The following is a 19,538-nucleotide window of genomic DNA, read 5'->3' on the forward strand; positions in this document are numbered from 1 at the left end:
GTCGGAGCGGGTGCCTTCCCGCCAACGGTGGCGCTCGGTGTGTTCGCGCTGGTCATGGGCCTAGGGCCAGGCGGCGAAGCATCGAATAGCCGCCCATCTCAGGAGAGTTTTCATGACCTCAGCGACCATTCCTGGTCTTCGTGGATCCGACGGCAAGGCGCCGACCGAGCACAGCGAACTACTCGCCTGGGTACAAGAAGTCGCCGAACTCACTCAGCCGGACCAGGTGGTCTGGGCAGACGGTTCCGACGAGGAATGGGACCGGCTGACCGAACAACTCGTCGCGGCGGGGACGTTCCGACGGTTGGACGCGAAGAAGAAGCCGAACTCCTTCCTCGCCCTCTCCGATCCTTCCGATGTGGCCCGGGTGGAATCCCGAACGTTCATCTGTTCCAAGACCGAGGCCGACGCCGGCCCGACCAACAACTGGGTCGACCCGGCCGAGATGCGCGCCACGATGACCGAGCTGTACCGCGGTTCGATGAAGGGCCGCACCATGTTCGTGGTGCCGTTCTGTATGGGCCCGCTCGGCTCGGAAGACCCGAAGCTGGGCGTCGAGATCACCGACTCCGAGTACGTCGTCGTGTCGATGCGCGTGATGACTCGCATGGGCACCGCCGCCCTGGCGAAACTGGGTACCGACAAGTCGTTCGTCAAGGCGCTGCACTCGGTTGGCGCGCCGCTGGCCGAAGGCCAGACCGACGTGCCGTGGCCGTGCAACGACACCAAATACATCACCCACTTCCCCGAGGACCGGGAGATCTGGAGTTACGGCTCCGGCTATGGCGGTAACGCGCTGCTCGGAAAGAAGTGTTACTCGCTGCGCATCGCTTCGGCGATGGCCCACGACGAGGGCTGGCTGGCCGAGCACATGCTGATCCTCAAGCTGATCTCGCCGGAGAACAAGGCGTACTACATCGCCGCCGCGTTCCCGAGCGCCTGTGGCAAGACCAACCTCGCGATGATCCAGCCGACCGTGCCGGGCTGGCGCGCGGAGACCCTGGGCGACGACATCGCCTGGATGCGTTTCGGCGAGGACGGGCGCCTCTACGCGGTGAACCCGGAGTTCGGCTTCTTCGGCGTCGCGCCGGGCACCAACCGCAGCTCCAACCCGAATGCCATGGCCACCATGGACGCGGGCAATACCGTCTACACCAACGTCGCGCTGACCGATCACAACAACGTCTGGTGGGAGGGCTTGGAGGGCGAGCCCGATCACCTGATCGACTGGAAGGGCAACGACTGGTACCTCCGCGAAACCGAAACGCTTGCCGCCCACCCGAACTCGCGTTACTGCACGCCGATGTCGCAGTGCCCGACCCTGGCGCCCGAGTGGGATGACCCGCAGGGCGTGCCGATTTCGGCGATCCTGTTCGGCGGACGCCGCAAGACCACGGTGCCGCTGGTGACCGAGTCCTTCGATTGGCAGCACGGCGTGTTCATGGGCGCGACGTTGTCTTCCGAGCAGACCGCGGCCGCCGAGGGCAAGGTCGGCACCGTCCGGCGCGACCCGATGGCCATGCTGCCGTTCATGGGCTACCACGTCGGTGATTACCTGGGCCATTGGATCAACGTCGGCAAGAACGCGGACGCCACGAAGCTGCCGAAGATCTTCTACGTCAACTGGTTCCGCCGCGGCGGCGACGGTCGGTTCCTGTGGCCCGGCTTCGGTGAGAACTCCCGCGTGCTGGAGTGGATCGTCGGCCGGATCGACGGTTCCGCGGAGGCGGAGGCGACCGCGATCGGAAACGTGCCGACCGCCGCGCAGCTCGACCTGGACGGCCTCGACGTCGACACCGCGGATGTCGACGAGGCTCTCGTGGTGCGCGCCGACGAGTGGCGCCGGGAAATCCCGCTGATCGAAGAGTGGTTCCAGTTCGTCGGTGACAAGCTGCCTTCCGGCGTGCGTGACGAGTTCGAGGCGCTCAAGCAGCGTCTGGGCTGACACTCCATCAAAACTAGCACCACCCGCGCCATCTGGCAGATGGCGCGGGTGGTTTGTTTTGCGCGACAGGGGTTTTGCCGGCCCGGCGACGCGCGGCGGGTCACTGGGCAAACGGCGCCATCCGGACCATCTGAAGGAAACCCACGCTGTTGAGCCAGCGCAGCCTGCCTCGAGGCACAGCTTTCGCCTCCGCTCTGAATGCTGCGACGACGCGTCGTTTGAAATCGTGGCGCGGGTGGCGGCGAAGTAATTCGACGACCCAATCCTCATCTATTTCGGCGAGGCGAGTGCCGAGCACGTCCACGGACGCACCCGCGGAGACGAAGCCGCCGGGATCGCTGAGGTCGTTGGCCACGCCGGGGGTGAGGTGGGCGCCGATCGCCGCGCCGATCGCGTCGGCCCGTTCCGGAGGCGCCCCCGCGCCGATCGCGAGCGCCGCAGCGCGTTCGCCGCCGGACACCGCGAAGCAGCGTCCCGGCGTGGGATGCTCGAGCTGCAAGTCGTGTAGCAGGGAGCAGACGTAGGCGAGTTCGTCGTCGTAGGTCGCGCCATCGAGATCGGCCAGCACCCGTCCGAAGTAGTAAGTCCGAATCGAATGCTCCAGCACGGGTGCGGAAAGTGATTCGCGCGCTTCGGTTTCCGCCGCGACGGCCAGCTTGGAATCAGGCAGCCGCAGGCCGGCGAATTCCAGTGCGCCGCGTCCGCGCCGGCCCAATGCGAGTCGGACCCGGTTGGACACCATGGCGGGCAGCGTGCGTGCAGTTTCGACGGCCAGCCTGCGGCGTTGCTGCTTCGACAGCGCGCCACCGGTACGGGTGGCCCATTCCCAATCGATGCCGGTCGGTGCGGCCACGAGGTCTCCTTCGTCGTCGTCGCGGAACTATGTTGTCGGTTCGGTCAAGCGTGCACCCTGGTTCGCGACCAGTGGCGGAGGTGGGGTCGATACGTAGTTTCGTGCCGTGGTTATCCCAGGCGGAAAGTGTGGAGAAGCAGCGGGTAACTTTCGGCGAGCTGCCGCGCGATCAGGAGTCGACAGCGTTCACTATGGACGGTGTCATGGCCTTCGGTCTGACAAGGCCTCCGGGAAAGGCACCGCACGCCCAGGCTGGACGAGCTGATCGCCTAGGTCCGCGACGGTAACACCGTGATCGTGCACTCGATGGACCGGCTCGCCCGTAACCTCGACGATCTGCGGCGGATTGGTGCGCACCCTGACCGATCGCTTGTCTGGATCGCCGACTGAGCGGCTGTACTCGCAGCGATACGACGCACATAGCCTCTTCGGATTTGTTTGTCCGGCTGATGCCGAGTGGGCACTACCCCGCGCGGCAGGTAGCGCACGCCCGACGAGTCGCGCGTGCGCGGGAGTTGCTGGAGACGCCCAATGTCCGGCGAACTGGTTTGTGTTGTAGTCGGGATTCGGTGGTGGCACTGTGCGAAGCGTGCCCCTGCATGCCGAGCGGTTCGAGCCCGCGCGTCGTATCGTCGGGCACTGCGCCGTTGACCGATGGATCCGGGCGCGAACGTTGTCGCATAGCCGCTTACCCGGGCCTGGAGCCCGGGTGGCACTGCTGTTCGGATGATCGCGATCTCATGCCCATCGATGCGATTGCCGAGCCGCTTTCGGGAGCACTCTTAGGGGATATGTACGTTGTACAGGGGTCATGTCGGGCCGTGGCCTATGCTTGGTATGTTCTTGACTCCACGAGCACCCAATCAAATCGCTGACAGTTTACTGATCAACTGACCTACTTCCCTTGTGACATCGGACCCCGCGATGTCGGCGGAGAACGTCGAGATCGTCGCGCGAGAGGTGGTTGGAGCATGGCCGACCTGGAGACGACGGCAGCCCTTGCCCCGTTGGTTACCGACTTCGAACTGGCGACAACAAGTACGCCGCTGCATCGGGCCGCGGGGCGGCTGCGGGCGGTACTGCCCCCCGGTTGGCGCGTCGAGATCGTCGACACACCGAACCGGCCGGACAGCGATGGTGCGCCCATCCTGCGTGTGGTCCTGCCGCAGGGTTGATCACTCGGCCCAACCGAGTGGCATGAGCAGCGACTTCTGCTCACAGAACGAGTCGAGACCTTCCGGGCCGTTCTCCCGTCCGAGTCCGGAGTTCTTGTAGCCGCCGAACGGCGAACTCGGGTCGAAGGCGTACCAATTGATCGCGTAGGTACCGGTGCGCACCCGCGCGGCGATCTCGGCGCCGTGCTCGATATCGGTGGTCCACACCGAACCCGCCAGGCCGTAGGCCGAGTCGTTGGCGATCGCGACCGCTTCGTCCTCGGTCACGTACGGGATGACCGACAACACCGGGCCGAAGATCTCTTCCTGCGCGATGGTGGACTTGTTGTCCACGTCGGCGAAGATCGTCGGCTCCACGAACCAGCCGCGGTCCAGGCCTTCCGGGCGACCGCCGCCGAGCGCCAGCCGTGCGCCGTCGGACTTGCCCTTCGCGATGTAACTTTCGACCCGGTCGCGCTGCCGTTCGGAAATCAGTGGTCCCAGTTGCACGCTCGGGTCGGTCGGATCGCCGACCTTCATCGTCTTCACATATTCGACCAGCGCGTCGAGAACTTCGTCGTATCGACTGCGCGGCGCGAGGATGCGGGTCTGCGCGACGCAGCCCTGCCCGCTGTTCATCAGGCCGGAGAAGGCGAGCACCGGGATGCTCGCCGCCAGGTCCACATCCGGCAACACGATCGCCGCCGATTTTCCACCGAGTTCGAGCGAAACGCTCTTGAGTTGGCCGGTCGCGATCGCGCCGATCTTCTTGCCGACCGCGGTACTTCCCGTGAACGTCACCTTGTCGACGCCGGGATGCGAGACGAGGTACTCGGCCGCGTCCGGCTCGGCGGGGAGCACCGATAGCACGCCGTCGGGTAGGCCGGCCTCGGCGCAGATGTCCGCGAGGATGTTCGCGGTGATCGGCGTCAGCGGAGCGGGCTTGAGCACCACGGTGCAGCCGGCGAGCAGCGCGGGCGCGAGTTTGTTGGCCGCGAGGAACAACGGGACGTTCCATGCGGTGACCGCCGCGACGACCCCGCGCGGCTCCCTGGTGACCCGGGTGGTGCCGAATCCGCCGATCCGGGTCTCACGCCAAGGGAAGGTCTTGGCCAGCGCCGCGTAGGAGTCCAGCACGGCGACCGACGGGAGTTGGTTCAGCGTCATGGCCATCAGCTGTGGGGTGCCCACCTCAGCGATCAGTGCAGCGATCAGGTCGGCGGAGCGCTGCTCGATCAGGCGGGCCGCGCGGGTGAGCACTTCGGCACGCTCCTGCGGCGGCGTGGACGGCCATGGGCCGTGGTCGAAGGCCTGTCGCGCCGCGGTGACCGCGGCGTCGACATCGGCCTGCGTCACCGCGGGGACGCTGCCCACCGGCTCGACCGTCGCCGGCGAGAAGACCTGGACGCGCTCGGCGGTGGCTGGTGCGGTCCAGTGGCCGCCGATGAACAAGCTGTCGTAGTGCATGAGAACACGTTACATTTTGGTGCCTCAGATTGTCTGTAACCTGTTTCAGTTTCACGGTCCGGCGACAGCTCGGGCGGTGTGAATTCCGACTTCTCGGTTCGCTTTTCGCAGAACGCACTATTGCGTTCTGTTGCTGGAAGGTGGGATGCTGTAGCGACTGATCAGCTCGCTCGATTCATGAACCGATACCGCAAACTGGGGAGTCCGAGTCATGGCGGTGCAAGTGATCGGCCGGTCGTTGATGACCAGCGACCAGACCGAGCATCAAGCGAAGTGTGTCGGCAGTGGCGGGTGGGTGGTCTCCTTCCTACCTGGACGCACGCTGACGATCGAACAAGCCACTGCGGCCATGCAGGCAGCCGAGGCGGTCGCGGCCGTGCGGACGTTAGCCGACCTGGTCGGGCTGACCACGCTGGAGACCGTCGGCCTCGCCATCAGGGAAGCGCCATGGAGTAAGCCGCTACGTCAGCAGTCCAGTAAGCGGCACTGGCGAAGCGGATGGCTCGAGCATTAGCTCGGCTAACTTTTGGTCGCCACTACAACCAGATTGCTGACCAGTAGCTCACGCACTCCGGGGACGCGAACAAGCCACCAGGCCCACCGCGGGTGATAGCGCGGGAACACCGTTCGCACCTCCGCGGAGGTGTTCGCCGCCCACCGCAGTCCCTCCGCGGCACGGACGGCGAACAACGAGGTGCCGAACCGGTTCTTCGGCTCCCGCCGGTGCTTACGCCGATACCGGCGCGCGGCGTACTCACCGCCGAGGAAGTGCCACGGCCCGGTCTCGTGCCCGCCGAACGGTCCGTGCCACACGGTGTAGGACAGCACGATCAGCCCACCGGGCTTGGTGACGCGGACCATCTCGTCGGCCATCACCCAGGGCTGCGAGACATGCTCGGCGACGTTCGACGAGAAACAGATGTCCACCGCGTTGTCTCGGAACGGCAGCGCCATCCCGGATCCGCGGACCGCACCCGCGATCGACAGTCCCGCCGCGTGCATCTCCGAGGGGTCCGGCTCCACCGGTATGTAGCGGGCGCCGGTTCGGACGAACTCGTCCGCGAAGTAGCCGGGCCCACCGCCGACGTCCAGGATCGTGGCGTCTGCCAGTGGCCAGCCGGTGAGGTCGGCGTAGAAGTCCGCGATCATTGCCGCGCTGTCCTCGGCGAGTCCCCCGTAGAACAGCGCGGGATCGGTCTGCTCGAACCGAAAGCTGCCGAGCAATCGCAGCGACCGGCGCAGGGTCGCCCGACGGGCGAATCGGGGCGGGCCGCTGCGCGTGGGCTTCGTTTCGGCTTTGAGCACGGCGCAGAGTTTCGCACAACGTCGGTGGACGGCATGCGGGGGCGGGTACTCGGGTTAGGGTATACCGCGATATCCCATGTTCCGACCGGACCACCTGACCGAGAGAAGCTCCACCGTGCGCGAAGTCCTCCTGCTTTGCTGGCGTGACACCGGGCACCCGCAGGGTGGCGGCAGTGAGCGCTACCTCGAACAGGTCGGCGCACAGCTCGCGGCACGCGGGGTCACGGTAACCCTGCGCACGGCCCGTTATCCGGGTGCGCCACGCCGGGAACGAATGCACGGCATCGACATCAGCAGGGGTGGCGGCCGCTACACCGTGTATCCGCGCGCTCTCGCCGCGCTCGCGTTGGGCAAACTCGGCCTCGGACCGATGCGGGGCGTGCGCCCCGACGCGGTCATCGACACGCAGAACGGCATCCCGTTCTTCGCTACAGCGGTCACCAAGGCGCCGTCCGTGGTGCTGGTGCACCATGGACACCGCGAGCAGTGGCCGGTGGCTGGTCGACTGGTCGGTCGGATCGGCTGGTGGATCGAGTCGCGGTTGTCACCGCGCGTGCATCAGGGCAACCAGTACCTGACAGTTTCGCTCCCCTCGGCCGAAGAACTGGCCACGCTCGGGGTGGATCGTTCCCGCATCGCCGTGGTCCGCAATGGCGCCGAACCTGTTCCAGTCGAGGCCCCCACCGGCGCCGCGGAGACGCGTGCCGCCGCGCCTACCGTTGTGGTGCTCTCGCGGCTGGTGCCGCACAAACAGATCGAAGACGCGCTCGCGGTCGTCGCCCGGTTGCGCGACCGTATACCCAGTCTGCGCTTGGACGTGATCGGCGACGGCTGGTGGGCCGACAACCTGAAGGACCACGCCCGCGAACTCGGGATCGCCGACGTCGTCACGTTCCACGGGCACGTCGACGAGCGCCGCAAGCACGAACTGCTCGCCCGCGCGTGGGTGCATGTTTTGCCGTCGCGTAAGGAAGGCTGGGGACTGGCGGTCATCGAAGCCGCCCAGCACGGCGTGCCGACCATCGGCTACCAGAGTTCGCGCGGCCTGACCGATTCCATCGTCGACGGCGCGACCGGCATCCTGGTCGATGACGTCGCGCAATTGGCCGATGCCGTCGGTGACCTGCTCGACGATCGGACGGCACGCATGGTCATGGGAGAGAAGGCGCGTGCCCGCGCACGCGAGTTCTCCTGGGAGCAGACCGGGAACGGAGTCTACGAGGTATTGGCGGCCGCGGCCCGCGGCGAGCGCGTCGCCGGGTTGATCGCGCCGCGCCCGGCCGACTGACCGGCGCTGCCGCGCGTCGCGTGCGTGCCGAGGGGTGACGGCACGTCCTGAGGCCGATCGGTCGACACGAGCGGAGACCATTGCGGCCCAGTTCCGTGCGGTGCGTCCGCGAACGCACGTCGCGCCGTGCCGGTCGGACATGTCACTTCCGGTGAGGAAGTGTCTTCGCGCCCGGCGCGGGTTCGCACCGATTACGGCGGCCTGCCTACCGCCGGGCTTTCGTCCGGGACCGTGCGCGCGCGCCGAGAGTGATCAGCGGACCGGCGACAAGCAGTGCGGCCCACAGCACATGGGCGGCGTTCGCGAGGGAGCGCTGGGCGGTCACCGATCCACCCTGTTCGACCACGCCGGGCACGTGGTACAACGCGAGGTCGGCGTCTTGATACCTCGGCTCGAGTTGGGTGAGCGTCGTCGCCGATGCGCCGAGCGGCCCGGGCGTGCCGTGCTCGACGAGTACCCAGCCGACCCCGAGGCGGGCCAGCTCGGTGGGCGAACCACCTTGCAGCAGAAGGGTTTCCACCTGTGCGGCGCGGGCTCCCTCGCCAGAGACGATCCGGCCGCGTACCGGAAGCACGCCGGTCTGCATGACGTCGTTGGGCAGCATGCGCGGCGCTGGGTCCAGTACCGGTGCCGTGCCGCTGTAGTGAAACTTCCGGAACATCCCGCCCGGCAGTACCGCGACGTCGCCGGGACCGTCGACTTGTTCGATGACCCGATGCCAACCGTTCGGATAGTGCACCGCTCGAACCGCTCCGCCGACGCCCCAGGCGAGATCGGACAGGGGCAGTGTGATCAGCGCGACGAAAATCGCTGCGACCGTGGCCGGCACGGCTGGGTGCGTGGTCGTGGCCGAGAGTCGACGGGAGAGCGCGACACATCCCGCAGCGGCGCACAGCGCGTAGGCGGGCATGGCCAACGCCACGTACTTCTGGGTGTCGCGGAGCAGACCCGCACCGGGCACGCCGGCGACCAGCCACTCCAGCGTGTACATACCCCACGTCGTCGCGCCGAGCGCCGGAAGCAGGATCGCGCATGCGGCGAGCACCAGCAGAGCGCGGCGGATATGCCCGGTGGCCGAGTCATCTGCCGTGCTGGCGACCGTTCGCAGGCCCAGCGCGACGATCACCAACAGTAGTACGGTCCCGAGCACCGCGAGCAACGTGGTGCGTGAAGCGGGGACGGCCTGCGAGTTCCAGATCCCCCCGAGTCCGGCCAGGCTACCCAGCGTTGCGAGGCCGGGTTCGGCTCGCGCGGCGAAGGCCGCGATACCCGCTGGATCGGACGGCTCGGCGCCCGCGCCGGACAGCGTGGTCGCCACCAGCCATGGCGCCGACGCGGCCACCGACAGGGCGAGTGCCACGGGTAGTTGGCGCCACCGGACCAGGGCGAGTGCGGTGCAGCCCGCCAGCAGTGCGCCGGTCGGCGTGAGGCCGGCCGCGGCAAGCGAGCCGGTGAGCGCGGCCCACGGGGCGATACCACCACGGGCCGCTCGAATGCGATAAGCCGCCAGGGCGGTCCACGGCAGCGCGGCGTATCCGGTCAGCAGACTCCAATGCCCCTGCAAAAGCCGCTCGGCCACATAGGGATTCCACAGCGCGACCGTCGCCGCGACCAGCTGCGCCCCGATCGGCGCTCGCAACAGTTCGCGCGCGAGCACCGCCGCCCCGTATGCTGCCGCCCACAGCGCCAAGACCAAGATCGCTTTGACGATGAACCCGCCATCCACGATTGGCGACAACGCGGCGAGCAACGCATCCTGTGGCACCGCGCGTGGCGCGGCGTCGCCCAGCCCGAGCGCCGAATCGGTCAGATAGCTGCGCGGCGTGCTCACCGCGTCCCGCAACAACAGATACCCCGGTCCCAGCAGCGGTCCGGCCACGAGCAGCGCCCCCACCCCGCTGTATCCCGCAGCCACCCCTCGCCATCGACCGCCGTCGTTCACGCCTCAGCAGCCTACGGCCTGGCCGCGTGGCCTGGTGGCCGCGGTGAGCGGGTCCGCGACGCGTGGCTTGTCGTGGTGTTCGTGGGGTCCCGGCGACACACCCGCGATCTGCTCGGACATGGCGCTCGATCTCCGGCGGGGCGGGACCCGGATGACGGTGGCGGGGTGGGACGATAGGCGGCGTGTCTGCTGTCCGTCGGGTTCCTGTGGTGGCGGATCTGACGTTGGTGACAGCGGGGGCGATGACCGCCAATGTGGCGGGATATCTGTTGCAACTGCTGGCCGGGCGGTGGCTGGGGGTGACCGGATACAGCGAGTTCGCCAGTCTGCTTGCCGCACAACTGTTGTGTGCGGTACCCGCGTTGGCGTTGCAGAATGTGGTGGCCAGGGAGCTGGTTCGGGGGGCTGGTGTGCCGACGCTGCGCGGGTTGCAGTGGCGGTGCGCGGTGATCGTGGCTGTGGTCGCGGCGGTGCTGGTGCCGTTGGTGACCGTCACACTCAACGTCGGTGTACTGGCGTCCGCTGCGGCACTGGGTGCCGCGCCCTTCCTCGTGCTGTTGTCCGGCGAGCAAGGAATTCTCCAGGGTGGCAAACGTTTTCGGGCGTTGGCCGTGGTGCTCGGCGCGGCCGGGATCGCCCGGGTCACGCCCGCGCTGGTGGTTTTGGCGCTGGGTGGGGGCGCGGCGCTCGCGCTGTGGGCGGCGGCATTCGGGATCGCGACAGCGGCGTTGTTCGCCAGGACCATCACCGGTTTGCCGCGAGCCCGGGCGCGCACCGCCACTGGGGCGAACGCGGTCGCTACGGCCGTCGGCGTGCTGCCGGTGCTACGGGCCGCCCAGGTGCAGGCCGCGCTGATGGCACTGTCGTCGGCCGACCTGATCGTGGTCCGAATCGTGCTCGATGAGGTGGACGCCAGCCGGTACGCGCTCGGCACAATCGCCGCCAAGATCGCGTTCTGGCTGCCGCAGGCGGTCGGTGTCGTGCTGTATCCGCGGATGGCGCAGCCGACCCACTCGGCGCGCGCGATCCAGGCAGCGCTGGCGGTGCTCAGCGGTATCGGGATCGTCGCGGTGCTCGGCGCCGCGCTCGCCGCGCCGATCGCGCCATTGCTCGCGGGCGAAGACTACGCGCCGATCCAGGGACTGCTGTGGTTGTTCGCGCTGCACGGCGCCTTGCTTGCCGTGCTGCAGGGCGCGATGCTCTCGGCCATCGCGGTGGATCGCACCGCGCTCGCCGTCGTCACGTGGGTGGGGCTGGCCGTCGAAGTCACGGTGATGGTGGTGTTCGCCCGCTCGGTCCCCGCCCTGATCACGACGGCAGTCTCGGTCGCGGCCAGCACGACGCTCCTGGTCGCGGTTATCGTGCTGCGCGCTGCCGACGACACGACGCGTGCCGAGCCGTCGCGTCCAGCCGGTTGACGCGGCCCCGCCTACGATTTCACCATGATCACCGCAGTGCACACCGTGGTCTACGCGGAAGATCCCGAAGCCGCCCGCGCGTTCTTCCGCGACGTCTTGCGGTGGCAGAATATCGACGCGCACGAGGGCTGGCTCATCTTCGCCACCGGCCCGAGCGAACTCGGTGTTCATCCCACCGAAGGGGCGCCGACCCACGAGATTTCGCTGCTGTGCGACGATCTGGAGCCGACCATGGCCGAATTGTCCGGTCGCGGAGCGCGCTTCGCAGGTGAGATCGTCGAACGGGAGTTCGGCCGATGCGTAGACATGTGTGTCCCGGGCGCTGGAACGATGTTGCTCTATCAGCCGCGCCACCCGATCGCCTATGCACTGCCATCCCGCGAAGGCTGACCTCGAAAACGAATTCGGCTCCCCAGCCGGAGGGCGGGGGAGCCGAATTCAGTGCTGCTCAGCGGTATCAGGGCTGTTTGTCGATCCGAATCTGTTCGGTGGGCGCATCATCGGCTCCACGGTTCGCCGCGGGGCGGTTCGAAGCCCCACGGGTCGGAGCCGAACCGCTGGGACGCTGACTCGGGGTGCCACCGGTGCGCGCCCGCGTCGGGGCCGACCCGCCACGGACACCGAGCAACACACCGGCGATCAGCGCGACCACGCCGAGGACGCCGAACACGATCGGCATGATCCGGCCGTACAGCGACAGCTTGTCGATGTTCTCTTTGGCCACCGCGATCTGCGACTCGATGGTGTTCTCATCGAACACCAGGTGCGACTTGAGTGCGGTGACTTCGGGCTTGTCGCCGGTGCGCGCGTAGTAGAGGTGGATCTGTTCGCCGCCCTTGATCACGGTGCCGGTCTCGGGCTCGACCCACAGGTCGCGGGTGTTGGTGTAGAACCGGGTCAGCGTCACCGGGGCCTCATCGCCCTCGCCGCCTTGGACGCCCCACTTGGCCGCCGGCAGGCTCAGCCGGTTGGTCGGCGCCTGCGCCACCTCCCACAGGTTGGTGGCGGGCACCGACTGCTGGAAGTGGTAGACCTTCATGTTGTTGATCTCGGTCTCCTCGACGAAGTTGACGTCGAAGGTTTTGCGGGCATTGATATCGAAGTACGGGTAACTCTTCTGCTCGGTGCCGATCGGGAACCGGTACTGGAGGCCGGTGTGCTGGACCGGCTCGGCGATGCTCTCGCCTTCCTTGGTCGTGGTGACGGCGATGGACCCGTTGGGATCCTTGTCCACCGGCATGCCGGTCACCCGGTCGATGGTCACCCGGTCGATGGTCGCGGTCAGCAGGCCGGTGTCGCCCTGCTTGTCGATGCGACGCAGCGTTTGACCCGCCTGTACCGTCATCTCGGTGGCATCGGCCGGATCCTCGACGGTGAGGAACCGTTGCGAGACCAGCGGAACGTTGCTGTCGACCTTCGCCGCACCCTCCGGGGCGGTCAGCGACTTGGCGTCGAGCACGAGGCTGTCCTCACCCGGCTGGTTCGTCGCGATCGTGGTGATCTCGATGTCGAGGGGAGTTTTCGCCAGTTTGTCGACGGTGTACGTCGGGATCATCAGCGCGGCGACGATCAGCAACGCGCCGAGACCCACGAGCAGGCAGGCAACCGTCCTTCTGGTACCGGCACTCAGTGCCATGCAAACTCTCCTCGTCGTAGAACACAGGTCCGTCCGGCAAGTACTGCGGGCACGCCGCCGGCACTCGTGAGCCCCGACACTAACAGCCCTATCGCGTACTATGCGGCGTCGAGGCCGAAACGGCCGAGAAATCGCCCGAGTCTAGCGTGGAGTCTGAAACGCCGAGTTATCACCTGTGAATCGGCACGGCAGACTGGAGCACGATGACCGCGACTGTGTCCTCTGCCGCTCCCGGGACCGAGCGGGCGCGCTCGAGGGCGTTCGTACCCGCGCTGGAAGGCATGCGCGGCATGGCGGCGCTCGGAGTGCTGCTGACGCACGTCGCTTTTCAAACCGGGGCCGCGGGCACGCCGGTCATCGGCCGGGTGTGGGGCCGGTTCGACATGGCGGTCGCGGTGTTCTTCGCGCTGTCCGGATTCCTGCTGTGGCGCCCGCACGCCGCGGCGGCGCGTGGGGTGGGCAGCGCGCCGTCGGTCGGCTACTACCTGCGGCATCGCGCCGCGCGCATCCTGCCGGCGTACTGGGTCGTGGTGTGCGCGGTGCTGATGCTGCTGCCGAGCGCGGCCGGGACGGCCGGACTGCGGGTGTGGGTGTCGAATCTGGCGTTGTTGCAGGTCTTCGTGCCGCTGACACTCACCGATGGGCTGACCCAGATGTGGAGCCTTTCGGTCGAGGTCGCCTTCTATCTCGTGTTGCCCGTGCTGGCGTTCGCGCTGGTCCGGCTACGTGGATCCGCGGCGAACCTGCGGGTGCCGGTGATTGTCGCGCTCGGGGTGATCAGCCTCGGGTGGAACCTCCTTCCGGTGCCTACGCCCGACGCCATCCACGCGGACAATTGGCTGCCCGGTTATCTGCCCTGGTTCGCGGTAGGCATGCTGCTCGCGGAGCTGAGCTTCCATGGCGTCCGGCAATCGACGTGGTGGCGGGTCGCGGCGAATCAGCCGTTGATGTGGACGGTGGCGACGATCGCCTTCCTGATCGCGGCGACCGATCTCGCCGGACCAGCTGGGCTGACCCGCGCCGAGCCGTGGCACTACGTGGTGAAGATGGGCTCGGGCGCGATCATCGGGTTCGCCTTGCTCGCTCCGCTGGTGCTGCGGGACCCGGCGGCCCGACCGCACCGTTGGCTGGAATCATCGGTGGCCGCGATGATCGGACGCTGGTCGTATGGCATCTTCATTTGGCATCTCGCGGTGCTGTCGATCGTGTTCCCGGTGTTCGGAATCGTGCCGTTCCTCGGAAACTTCGGCTACGTCCTGGTCCTCACGGTCGCCATCACCCTCCCGGTCGCGGCGGCCAGCTACGCGCTGATCGAGGAACCGGTGCGGCGCTTGGCTCGCCGCGTGGACCGGAGGAAGCGGGAGTCGGTGATCGAACCGGCTTCCTGATCGGCGGTCCGGACGTCAGCTGTCCAACTGTCGATGCATGTCGAGCAGATGGTGGCGCAGTTCGTGCAGGGTATGCAGCGCCAGCCAGCGCAGCGAGCGCTTCTGCTGCTCGGGGTAGGCGAACATGAGCGTGCGCTCCCAGTCCGCGTCGCCGAGTCGCTCCAGCACGTTCGCGAACAGTGCCGCGGCGTCGCGAATCTGGCGGGCTACGTCCGTGGGGTCCTGTTCCGCGTAGCCGTCATGCTCGACCCGTTCGTCGCGGCCCATCAGTGTCGCGGGCGGGTTGTCCGTCCGACGGGCGGCCAGTACGCGCTCACGCTGCGCGAGCAGCACGTCCCGCACGTGACAGGCGTACTCCAGCGGCGACCACACTTCGGGTTGCCTGCGCTGTCGTAGCCTGTCGGGATCGCCGCCGAGCAGGTCGGCGTACTCCACAGCGTGTTCCCGCGCCAGCGTCGGCACGTTTGCCGCCGCAGCCAAGTCGTAGACGAAACCACATTCGGCGCAGGTGCTCACGCATGCTCACGTTAGCAACGCGTGTCTTGATGGCGCGCGGTGAATGGATGGGTTCTGAATCGGAAATCCGGCGGGCGATCTGCGTTATGAGTAGGTCTGGCGGAACGGCGCGGCTTAGCCTGCGTCGCGTCGGTGCGGAAGCGCCGCGATCCCGACGGCGACGATCGCGAGCAGCGCGGGCAGTTGCACCAGCAGCGACCCGCCCATATAGCCGTCGGGCGAGCGCCATGGCCCGGTGGACAATGCGGCGGCGGACAGCATCGTCCCGGCGCCCGCCACGATGATGAGTGCGCGCGGCGCCAGGTGCGGCGCCAAACGGGTCGCGGCCAGCGCGAGTACGGTCACGACCGCGCCGATCGGGCCCGCGATCAGCGTGGTCGCACCGGCCAACATGATCGCGCCCATCCACCTCTTGCCCCAGGTACGCGGCTCGGAATCCGAAACTGGACGTGTCGTATCGACATCTCGCTCGGTGGTATCGGCCGCCGAATCGGAGGCCGTGCGAACCGGCTCGGGACGAGCTGCGGCAGGGCGGGCGCGCGTGCGGGCGCGGCGCGGAATCGCGAGGACCGCCAGCGGCAGGAGCAGCGCGAGTCCACCGAAGATGCCCAGGCGGTACCACCGGTCCACCGGGAAGGAGATCGTGACCGGGCCGGTGTTGTCGGCAGGTAGCAGCCAGGCTTGTTGCCAGCCGTCGACCACGAGCGGCACCAGGACGCGTCCCTCGGACGTCGTAGCGCGCCAACCGGCATTCGTGCTCACAGGCAGCACGAGCAGGCGGGTGGCCGCATCCGACCGAGGCAACGCGGGGGACTCCGGTTCGGTGTGGTCCGGTCGTTGTGGATCGACGGTGCGGCGGTCGGGGGGAGTGGCCGCCAGGCCGGTCTGGTCCTGCGGCGGTGCGGATCGGTCTGGTGACGCGGTGTCGACGGAACTCGGATCGGTCCGGTTCAAACGCAGTCGATCGACGAAGAACAGGTCGGTGGGCTCGACTGTCACGTCGACCCGGCCCTTCGGCAGCGCGAACTCACGGTGCGCGACTGCCGGCTCGGCGGTGTCGTCGGGGCAGACCCGAGCGGGCACCGGTGCGCCGGAACGGAGTTCGTCAGTGCCGGCGGTGATGGTGGTGTGCAGGATCCGGCCGTCGGCCTCGATCGTCGGGCCGAGCGCGCACGGGATGGTGATCGCACGATCCAGCGGCGCGGCTTCGGGATAGTCCGGACCCAGTACCGACACCTCGGCCAAGCCGGATGGCTGGGTCTGCGCGAAACCTAGCGCGGTCTGGTCCAGCACCGGCGTCCAGGTCCGCAGGCTGAGTTCGATCCGATCGGTCACCGCGGGGTACAGGTCGATGCGTACCGGAACGCCTGGGTCGGGTCGGTCCAGCTGACGTACCTGGGGGCCGTCGCCGAGATTCACCGTCACCGAGGTAGGCGCGGCGGGGAGATTACCGAGCGAGGGGGTCAGCTCCAGCCCGGTGATCAGGGCGGGTTCGGGCAGCTCGAGCGTCAGCGTCGGCCTGCCACCGGTCAGGTTCCGGACGGACTCCTCCGGCGCGGTCCAACTCGTACGCCGGTCACCGTCGGTCGCGGCGAACGCGGCCCCGCGTAGGTCACCCACGTCGGCCTTGCCCCGGGCCACCGGGCGGTGGGGGTCGGTGAGCAACGCCTCCAGTGCCGGACCCTGCCTGGTGCGGACCGTCAACTCCGGGGCAGCCGCCATCGGCTCCGGCACCACGAGGGTGCGCTCGAACGCGCCTGGTTCTTCCGGCGCCAGCGCGATGCCCTTGCTGCACCTGACCCGGTCGGGTGCATCGAAACATGCGCTGCGACCGGGGAATTCCTGACCCAGGTCCCATGTGTGGACATGCGCGCCCGCTGTGCTGGGCGGCAGCACGGTCCGATGCCGGATGTCGACGCGAACCGGCGCGTCACGGACCGAGTAGTCGTCCAGGGCGAGTTCGCTGATGCCGAACTGCCCACCGCTGGAACCGCCCTCGGTGCGGATGGCCGTAATGGTCAGCCAGTCGGTCGTGCCGGCGGGTAAGGATACCGAGACCGGTGTACCCGGTTCCGGAATCCGGACCGAGACGGTGCCGTTGGCGGTGCGGATCTCGACCCACTTGACCGGGTCGCCAATCGCGGCCGAACTGGTGGTCAGGTTCAGCTGCCCGACCTGGACCGGCCGATCGAGGTCGAGCCGAAGCCATTGTCCCAACGCACGTTCGGTGCCATTGCTGATCCAGGCGGTGGCCGGATCGCCGTCGACGACGGCCGCGGTCGAACTGCCCGGTGCCGCGCCCCCGAGTTGGGTGGCATCCGCAGCCGAACTCGACGCGGTGATCGTCGCGCCGGACCACTCGCCACGGACCAGTTCGGTTCCGGACACCGGATAGTCGGGCGCCAGGTTGTAGGTGCGCCGCGCGTCGTCGGGAGCGCGGAGCGCGGAACTGTGGTTGTCCACCCGGCCGAAGTCGGTCTCGCGATCCATCGGGGTATCGGTGACAGTGAGCGGTCCGACGCGCAGTCCGGCGCGCACCGCGTCTGCGGCGAACAGCGTGGGCGTGCCGGTCCCTTGCTGGTCGCGGTGCAGTCGTTCGAGTACCTCCGGGCCACCCTGTACGACCGGAACACGTTCGAGCGGGACACTGTAGGCGCCGGGGAACCGGTCCGGGGCGCCGGTCCCTGCGCGCACCTCGGTGGCAGAACCCGGCGGCTTCGTGTCCACTCGATATATCTCGATCGCCGGATAAGGAGGGCGGAGGTCGCCGTCGGCTACCAAGTCGTCGCCGATTACCAGCGGTTCGATCGGGCCGCCGAACTCGGCGACCTTGCTCAGGCCGGGGGAGCCTTCCAGCGCCTGGTGCGCCAGCATCGGACGAGTGGACCGGGAAGTCTCGGGATCGAGGTCGTTGCGCAGCACCACGACGCCGATGCCCTGCCCGGCCAGTGTCGCGGCCAGCCCGGACGACGGCCTCCCGTCGGCGACCAGCCGCTGCACCGAATCCATCGCGCGTATCGTTCCCGGCGGATTCAGCGGCACCGCATCGCGGATCGCCCACGGCGTGCTCGCCAACGCCTGGAGCGGTTCGTCGCGGGTCAGTCCCCAGACTTGACTGCCGAACGGCGCGCCGGGGACCACCAATGCGCGGGTGTCGGACGCGTTGTGCCGCAACCAGTCCGCGGTCTGCTGCCAGTAGGAGGGCACCTGATCGTAGGCGCCGCGCGGTGCGAGCCGGCCGGTCCAGGCCAGCGAGGTGGACAGGGCCAGGGCGGTCAGGATCAGCCCGGCGACCGCGACCATCCGGTCTCGTTCCGGGTGCGCGAACGCGCCGCGCCACACCGGAAGCGGCACCGAGCCGGGCAGCGGGACCTTGGCCAGCAGGTGAGCGAGGCCGACTACCAGCGGAATGCGGATGAGCGGTTCCAACTTGTGCACGTTGCGCAGCGGAGCGCCGCCGGAGTCCAGGAACACCCGCACCGATTCCGCGAACAGGCCACCCAGCTCGCCGACGTACCCCGCGCAGATGCCGACCAGCCCGACGCAAAGGATCACCACGAGCCTGCCGCGATACGGCATCGATCGCATGGCCAGTCCGGCCATGCCCGCCCCTGCGAGCAGCCCGGTCGCGAGCACCGCCGCGGGTTGGGTCACCAGCACCGCGCCGGCGATCCGTTCCGGCGAGACGAACGGCGTCCAACTGTCGGTGCCGCGCAGCACTTCGCCGAGTGCGGCCCACTGCGTGGTCACGCCGGAGGATTCGATGTAATCCAGGAACGGCGGGCTCACCCGGCCGAGCAGCAGCAGCGGTACCGCCCACCAGAATGTGGCGAGCGCGAGCAGGGGAATCCACGCCGCGGAGAACCTCCACCAGTCTCGGCGGTTTGGGCTGTGCGGGGCCGACCGGGCGTCGGAACTAGTCCGTCGGTAGGAACGCGCCGGGGTGAGCGCAGGCGAGGCCGCCGCCCACCAGAGCAGCGCAGGTAGGAAGGCCGCGACCGTCGCGACCGCGTTGACCGCCCCCATCAGCGCCAACGCCAGCGCACTTCCCGCAGGTGATTCGGCACCACCGCGGCGCCGACGGTCCCGGTGGGCGATGCCGAGCGCGGCCGGCGCCAGCAGCACCCAGGGCGCCAACATCATCGGCAGCGTTTCCGACGAGATCGACCCGAGCGTGGTCAGCACCCGCGGGCACAGCGCGAATGCGACCGCGGCGATGATGCGCGACCCGCGCGTGCCGATGCCGAGTATCTCGCAGAGGCGGATGATTCCCCAGAATCCGGCGAGCAGCAGCAGCGCCCACCAGATCCGCTGGGTCGCCCAGGCGGGTACGCCGAGTACGTGACCGAGCGAGAAGAACGCACCGTGTGGAAAGAAGTACCCGTAGGCCTGGTTCTGCACCTGGCCCATCGGCGCCTGGCTACTCCACAAATGGCTCGCACGCTCGAGGAAGCCGATCGGATTCTGGGCCAAGTCGTATTTCGTGTCGGCGACCGTGAGACCGGGCGCCTGCGCAAAGGTCAGCAGAAACGCAACGACAACGGTCGCGGCGAACCACCGTCTACCCAGCGGCGCAGTACTGAGCTGCCCCGGCGCCGCTGAAGATCCGAGCGAGTCGGCAGGTGA

The 19,538-nt window shown here is 68.2% G+C and carries 14 protein-coding genes and 1 pseudogene; 8 read left to right on the forward strand and 7 right to left on the reverse strand.

The genetic code is table 11. The annotated features are described in order from the left end of the window. Positions 1–112 precede the first annotated feature (112 nt). A complete protein-coding gene (locus AB0C34_RS09710) occupies positions 113–1,945 on the forward strand; it encodes a phosphoenolpyruvate carboxykinase (GTP) (protein WP_357069357.1) in 1,833 nt (610 codons plus the stop codon). A gap of 100 nt (positions 1,946–2,045) precedes the next feature. Here AB0C34_RS09710 and AB0C34_RS09715 read toward each other — a convergent pair whose 3' ends face one another. Beyond that, positions 2,046–2,798, reverse strand: a complete 753-nt coding sequence (locus tag AB0C34_RS09715) for a phosphohydrolase (RefSeq protein WP_357069359.1) — start codon at positions 2,796–2,798, stop codon at positions 2,046–2,048. 208 nt (positions 2,799–3,006) lie between these two features. Here AB0C34_RS09715 and AB0C34_RS09720 point away from each other — a divergent pair. Beyond that, positions 3,007–3,146: pseudogene (locus AB0C34_RS09720) on the forward strand (recombinase family protein); the annotation flags it as partial. A 623-nt stretch (positions 3,147–3,769) separates the two neighbouring features. Beyond that, positions 3,770–3,973: a hypothetical protein gene (locus tag AB0C34_RS09725; RefSeq protein ID WP_357069361.1), complete on the forward strand. Its 204-nt coding sequence runs from the start codon at positions 3,770–3,772 to the stop codon at positions 3,971–3,973. Here the strand turns inward: AB0C34_RS09725 and AB0C34_RS09730 are convergent, their stop codons facing one another. Further along, positions 3,974–5,419: an aldehyde dehydrogenase gene (locus AB0C34_RS09730; protein WP_357069363.1), complete on the reverse strand. Its 1,446-nt coding sequence runs from the start codon at positions 5,417–5,419 to the stop codon at positions 3,974–3,976. It lies immediately after the preceding gene. A gap of 211 nt (positions 5,420–5,630) precedes the next feature. Here AB0C34_RS09730 and AB0C34_RS09735 point away from each other — a divergent pair, with 211 nt between their 5' ends. Continuing rightward, positions 5,631–5,933 (forward strand): hypothetical protein, encoded by a 303-nt coding sequence (locus tag AB0C34_RS09735; protein ID WP_357069365.1) that lies wholly within the window; start codon positions 5,631–5,633, stop codon positions 5,931–5,933. 5 nt (positions 5,934–5,938) lie between these two features. On the opposite strand, the gene AB0C34_RS09740 is transcribed toward AB0C34_RS09735, so the two are convergent. Further along, positions 5,939–6,724 carry a class I SAM-dependent methyltransferase gene (locus AB0C34_RS09740; RefSeq protein WP_357069367.1) on the reverse strand — a complete coding sequence of 262 codons (786 nt, stop codon included), beginning with the start codon at positions 6,722–6,724 and terminating at the stop codon, positions 5,939–5,941. Between the two features lie 115 nt (positions 6,725–6,839). On the opposite strand from AB0C34_RS09740, the gene AB0C34_RS09745 reads away from it, so the two are divergent. After that, entirely contained in the window at positions 6,840–8,012 is a 1,173-nt protein-coding gene (locus AB0C34_RS09745; RefSeq protein WP_357069369.1) for a glycosyltransferase family 4 protein, read from the forward strand. Between the two features lie 205 nt (positions 8,013–8,217). On the opposite strand, the gene AB0C34_RS09750 is transcribed toward AB0C34_RS09745, so the two are convergent. Then, positions 8,218–9,954, reverse strand: a complete 1,737-nt coding sequence (locus AB0C34_RS09750; RefSeq protein ID WP_357069371.1) for a hypothetical protein — start codon at positions 9,952–9,954, stop codon at positions 8,218–8,220. 242 nt (positions 9,955–10,196) lie between these two features. Between AB0C34_RS09750 and AB0C34_RS09755 the strand changes: the two genes are divergently transcribed. Together AB0C34_RS09755 and AB0C34_RS09760 are read left to right on the forward strand one after the other, a co-directional pair. Then, positions 10,197–11,372, forward strand: a complete 1,176-nt coding sequence (locus tag AB0C34_RS09755) for a polysaccharide biosynthesis protein (RefSeq protein ID WP_357070112.1) — start codon at positions 10,197–10,199, stop codon at positions 11,370–11,372. A gap of 24 nt (positions 11,373–11,396) precedes the next feature. Further along, positions 11,397–11,762 (forward strand): VOC family protein, encoded by a 366-nt coding sequence (locus AB0C34_RS09760; protein ID WP_357069373.1) that lies wholly within the window; start codon positions 11,397–11,399, stop codon positions 11,760–11,762. Positions 11,763–11,829: 67 nt separating this feature from the next. Here AB0C34_RS09760 and AB0C34_RS09765 read toward each other — a convergent pair whose 3' ends face one another. After that, positions 11,830–13,008 carry a DUF3068 domain-containing protein gene (locus tag AB0C34_RS09765; protein ID WP_357069375.1) on the reverse strand — a complete coding sequence of 393 codons (1,179 nt, stop codon included), beginning with the start codon at positions 13,006–13,008 and terminating at the stop codon, positions 11,830–11,832. Between the two features lie 203 nt (positions 13,009–13,211). Here AB0C34_RS09765 and AB0C34_RS09770 point away from each other — a divergent pair, with 203 nt between their 5' ends. Continuing rightward, the gene (locus AB0C34_RS09770) at positions 13,212–14,396 is read left to right on the forward strand and encodes an acyltransferase (protein WP_357069377.1); all 1,185 of its coding nucleotides are present in this window, start codon (positions 13,212–13,214) and stop codon (positions 14,394–14,396) included. Between the two features lie 15 nt (positions 14,397–14,411). Here AB0C34_RS09770 and AB0C34_RS09775 read toward each other — a convergent pair whose 3' ends face one another. Further along, positions 14,412–14,849, reverse strand: a complete 438-nt coding sequence (locus AB0C34_RS09775; RefSeq protein ID WP_357070114.1) for a DinB family protein — start codon at positions 14,847–14,849, stop codon at positions 14,412–14,414. Between the two features lie 177 nt (positions 14,850–15,026). Beyond that, the gene (locus AB0C34_RS09780; protein ID WP_357070116.1) at positions 15,027–19,481 is read right to left on the reverse strand and encodes an alpha-(1->3)-arabinofuranosyltransferase; all 4,455 of its coding nucleotides are present in this window, start codon (positions 19,479–19,481) and stop codon (positions 15,027–15,029) included. Between the last annotated feature and the right edge of the window lie 57 nt (positions 19,482–19,538).

The sequence above is a fragment of the Nocardia sp. NPDC049220 genome, assembly GCF_040647855.1.
GTDB lineage: Bacteria > Actinomycetota > Actinomycetes > Mycobacteriales > Mycobacteriaceae > Nocardia.

Coding starts and splice junctions, on each gene's coding strand:
- AB0C34_RS09760 (WP_357069373.1), top strand. CDS start 11,397: ATGATCACCGCAGTGCACACCGTGGTCTACGCGGAAGATCCCGAAGCC.
- AB0C34_RS09765 (WP_357069375.1), bottom strand. CDS start 13,008: ATGGCACTGAGTGCCGGTACCAGAAGGACGGTTGCCTGCCTGCTCGTG.
- AB0C34_RS09755 (WP_357070112.1), top strand. CDS start 10,197: ATGACCGCCAATGTGGCGGGATATCTGTTGCAACTGCTGGCCGGGCGG.
- AB0C34_RS09770 (WP_357069377.1), top strand. CDS start 13,212: ATGACCGCGACTGTGTCCTCTGCCGCTCCCGGGACCGAGCGGGCGCGC.
- AB0C34_RS09735 (WP_357069365.1), top strand. CDS start 5,631: ATGGCGGTGCAAGTGATCGGCCGGTCGTTGATGACCAGCGACCAGACC.
- AB0C34_RS09710 (WP_357069357.1), top strand. CDS start 113: ATGACCTCAGCGACCATTCCTGGTCTTCGTGGATCCGACGGCAAGGCG.
- AB0C34_RS09725 (WP_357069361.1), top strand. CDS start 3,770: ATGGCCGACCTGGAGACGACGGCAGCCCTTGCCCCGTTGGTTACCGAC.
- AB0C34_RS09730 (WP_357069363.1), bottom strand. CDS start 5,419: ATGCACTACGACAGCTTGTTCATCGGCGGCCACTGGACCGCACCAGCC.